Origin of the sequence: Streptomyces botrytidirepellens, assembly GCF_003721215.1 — a bacterium.
In the GTDB taxonomy this organism is placed as follows: domain Bacteria; phylum Actinomycetota; class Actinomycetes; order Streptomycetales; family Streptomycetaceae; genus Streptomyces; species Streptomyces himastatinicus.
In genome coordinates this window covers 1-3,620 of the sequence record NZ_RIBZ01000577.1, presented here as the reverse complement: position 1 = coordinate 3,620, position 3,620 = coordinate 1, and the positions used below count along the sequence as shown (strand labels likewise).

Sequence of the window (3,620 nt, the reverse complement as noted above, 5' to 3'; positions counted from 1 at the left end):
GGCAGCAGCGCGCGCAGCCGGGCCGCGGCCGCGTCCAGCCGGGCGTCGGCACCTGCGGCGGCGTCCACCTCGGCGAGGACGGCGTCCAGCGCGCCCGTCTCCCGGCCGAGCGCGCGCAGCACGTCGAGGGCGGCGACGTTCCCCGAGCCCTCCCAGATCGACTGGAGCGGCGCCTCCCTATACAGCCGCGGCATGCCGGATTCCTCCACATAGCCGTTTCCGCCCAGGCACTCCAGGGCCTCGGCGGCGTGCGTGGCGCCGCGCTTGCACACCCAGTACTTGCTGACCGCCAGCCCCAGTCGCCGCAGCGCCGCCTCGCCCGCGTCCCCGGCCTCGGCGCGGTCCAGCGCCGTCGCCAGCCGCATCGCGAGCGTGGTGGCCGCCTCCGACTCGACCGCCAGATCGGCCAGCACGTTGCGCATCAGCGGCTGGTCGATCAGCTCGGCGCCGAAGGCCCGGCGGTGCTCGCAGTGGTGCAGCGCCTGCCGCAGCCCGGCGCGCATGCCCGCCGCCGAGCCGATCACGCAGTCCAGCCGGGTCACGTTGACCATCTCGACGATGGTCCGCACCCCCCGCCCCGGTTCGCCGATCCGCCAGGCCACGGCGCGGTCGTACTCGACCTCGGAGGAGGCGTTCGAGCGGTTCCCGAGCTTGTTCTTGAGCCGCTGGAGGTACAGGGCGTTACGGGTGCCGTCCGGCAGGACGCGCGGCACCAGGAAACAGGTCACCCCCTCGGGGGCCTGCGCCAGCGTCAGGAACACATCGCTCATCGGCGCGGACGTGAACCACTTGTGGCCGGTGAGCAGGTAGGTGCCGTCGTCATCGGAGGACGGCACGGCCTCGGTGGTGTTGGCACGTACGTCCGAGCCACCCTGCTTCTCCGTCATCGACATGCCCGCGATCAGCCCGCGCTTGGTGAGCGGCGCGCGCAGCCCGAAGTCGTAGGTGCGGGCCGTCAGCAGCGGCTCGTACGCGGCGGCCAGCTCCGGTTCGGCGCGCAGCGCCGGGACGGCGGCGTACGTCATGGAGATGGGGCAGCCGTGGCCGGGCTCGGCCTGGGCGAAGGCGTAGAACGTGGCCGCCCGCGCCAGATGCCGCCCGGGGCGGGTCTCGGCCCAGGCCGCCGCGTGCTGACCGCTCTCCACGGCGACGGTCATCAGCTGGTGGTAGGCGGGGTGGTACTCGACCTCGTCGATCCGATGGCCGTAGCGGTCATGGGTGTGCAGCACCGGATGGTGCTCCTCCGCCATCCGCGCCCAGTCCTGGACCTCGGCGGAACCGGCCCGCGCGCCCACCTCCCGCACCCGGGGCTCGGCCCATGCGGCGCCGTCCCGGCGCAGGGCCTCCAGCAGGGCGGGGTCGTCGGCGGTGGTGAAACCGGCGAGGGGCGGAGCCTGGTTGAGGACTTCGTGCGTCGCGCTCATGGCAAGCGTCTCCTGGGGTCGCCGCGGGGGCCGGGTTCCTGCCGTCCTGTTCTTACAGTTTCAGTATGCGTGATGGGAAACTGTAATGGTAGGTGGGGAACGGTCATGGATAGGGTTTCGCACAGTTATGGACGACACCGGAACGCTCACGCTGCGCCCCCTGACGGCGCGCTCGATCGTGCTCAGCACCCTGCTGGGCCACCATCCGCCGCAGCTGCCCGCCCGCGCGCTCGTCCGCGTCGGCGCCATGTTCGGCACGGCGGAGGGGACGGTCCGGGTCGCCCTCACCCGGATGGTGGCCGCCGGTGACCTCGAACAGCACGACGGAGCCTACAAGCTCACCGACCGGCTGCTCGCCCGCCAGGCCCGCCAGGACGACAGCCGGGCCCCGGGCACCCGGCGCTGGGACGGCACCTGGGAGATCGCAGTCGTCACCCCTGACCGCCGTCCCGCCCCCGAGCGCGCCGCCCTCCGCCAGGCGATGGCCGCGCTGCGGCTCGCCGAACTCCGCGAGGGCACCTGGCTGCGCCCCGCCAACCTCGTACGCCCCCGCCCGCCCGTGGTCGCCGAGCAGTGCGGCTGCTTCACCGCCACCCCGGAGGACGACCCCGCCGCCCTCGCGGCCCGGCTCTGGGACCTGCCGGACTGGGCCGACCGCGCCCACCGCCTGGTCGAGGCCCTGGACGCGGCGCGGAGCCCGGCCGACAGCTTCACGGTGGCGGCGGCGGTGCTGCGGCATCTGCTGACGGACCCGGTGCTGCCGGACGAACTGCTGCCGTGGGGGTGGCCGGGCGCCGAGCTGCGGGCGCGGTACGACGCGTTCGAGACGGAGTTCCGCGGGCTGCTGCGCCAGTACACGACGTAGGCCCTGTTACGCCGAGGAGCCCGTTACGCCGAGCCGCGCTGCACCAGTTCCACGTCCAGCACCACCGCCGGTTCGATCGCCTCCCCGCCCGCCAGCCGCAGCAGCTGACGCGCCAGCCGCCGGCCGATCTCCGCGATCGGCTGCCGCACCGTCGTCAGCGGCGGGTCCGCGTAGCGCGCCGCCTGTACGTCGTCGAAGCCCACCACCGCCACGTCCTCCGGCACCCGCCGCCCGGCCCGGCGCAGGGCCCGCAGCACCCCGAGGCCCATGAGGTCGGAGGCCACGAAGACGGCGTCCAGCTCCGGCTCCCGCGCCAGCAGCTCCCGCATCGCGACCGCGCCCGACTCCTGCGTGAAGTCCCCGGCCGCCACCACCGGTTCCCGCCCGGCCTCCTTCAGCGCCGTCCGGTACCCGGTCAGCCGGTCGATACCGGCCACCATGTCCTGCGGGCCCGCGACCGTGACGACGCGGGTGCGGCCGGACCCGAGCAGATGCCGTACGGCGAGGGCCGCGCCCCCGGCGTTGTCGACGCCCACGTACGGCAGCGCCGTCGCCCCCAGCAGCCGTTCGTTGCAGACCACCGGAATGCCCATGCGGGCCAGCGCGGCGGGCAGCGGATCGGCGCCGTGCACGGAGGCGACCATGACCCCGTCGACGTGGCGGGCCAGGGCGAAGCGCTCGATGCGGTCCCGGCTGGCGGGGGAGCGGGCCATCATCAGCACCAGCTGCTTGTCCGCGTCCTCCAGTTCCTGGCCGACCCCGCGCACCACGCCGGGGAAGAACTGGTCGTCCGAGAAGACCCGGCCCGGCTCCTCGGGCAGCACGAGCGCGAACGAGTCGGTGCGCTGGGTGACCAGGCTGCGGGCCGCCTGGTTGGGGACGTACCCCAGTTCGTCGATGGCCCGCAGCACCGCCGCCCGGCTGTCCTCGGCGACCCTGGTCGAGCCGTTGACGACGCGGGAGACCGTGGCGCGCGAGACGCCCGCGTGCAGGGCCACGCTCTCCAGGGTGGGCCGGGGCCGGTGCATCCGGGCATACCTCGCTGTTCGCCTCGCCGCCGCTGCTCGTCGCTACAGCATGGCCCGGTGCGCGCCCCCTTGTCAGGACGCGCGTGGGACGCGGGTGTCAGGACGCGAGCACGCGGGCGCGGCAGACCGAGGGTGAGCCCCAGGCACCCCGCAGGGCGCGGGCCTTGCGGATCCACAGCGACAGGTCGTACTCGTCCGTGTAGCCGATCGCGCCGTGCAGCTGGAGGGCGGTGCGCGCGGCCGCGTACGCCGCCTCGCCCGCCGCCACCTTGGCGGCGGCGACCTCGGCCCGGGCCCCCGGGG

The 3,620-nt window shown here is 74.6% G+C and carries 4 protein-coding genes; 1 reads left to right on the top strand and 3 read right to left on the bottom strand.

Translation table 11 applies throughout. The features are described from left to right. Nucleotides 1–1,424: acyl-CoA dehydrogenase family protein (locus EEJ42_RS33080; RefSeq protein ID WP_123105685.1), on the bottom strand; the 1,424-nt coding region annotated here is incomplete at its 3' end. Between the two features lie 127 nt (nt 1,425–1,551). On the opposite strand from EEJ42_RS33080, the gene EEJ42_RS33075 reads away from it, so the two are divergent. Then, nucleotides 1,552–2,289 carry a PaaX family transcriptional regulator C-terminal domain-containing protein gene (locus tag EEJ42_RS33075; RefSeq protein WP_123105683.1) on the top strand — a complete coding sequence of 246 codons (738 nt, stop codon included), beginning with the start codon at nt 1,552–1,554 and terminating at the stop codon, nt 2,287–2,289. Nucleotides 2,290–2,312: 23 nt separating this feature from the next. Here EEJ42_RS33075 and EEJ42_RS33070 read toward each other — a convergent pair whose 3' ends face one another. Beyond that, entirely contained in the window at nt 2,313–3,317 is a 1,005-nt protein-coding gene (locus EEJ42_RS33070) for a LacI family DNA-binding transcriptional regulator (RefSeq protein ID WP_123105681.1), read from the bottom strand. 97 nt (nt 3,318–3,414) lie between these two features. After that, nucleotides 3,415–3,620 (bottom strand): acyl-CoA dehydrogenase family protein (locus EEJ42_RS33065; protein ID WP_281291561.1); only part of this gene is annotated, 206 nt, incomplete at its 5' end.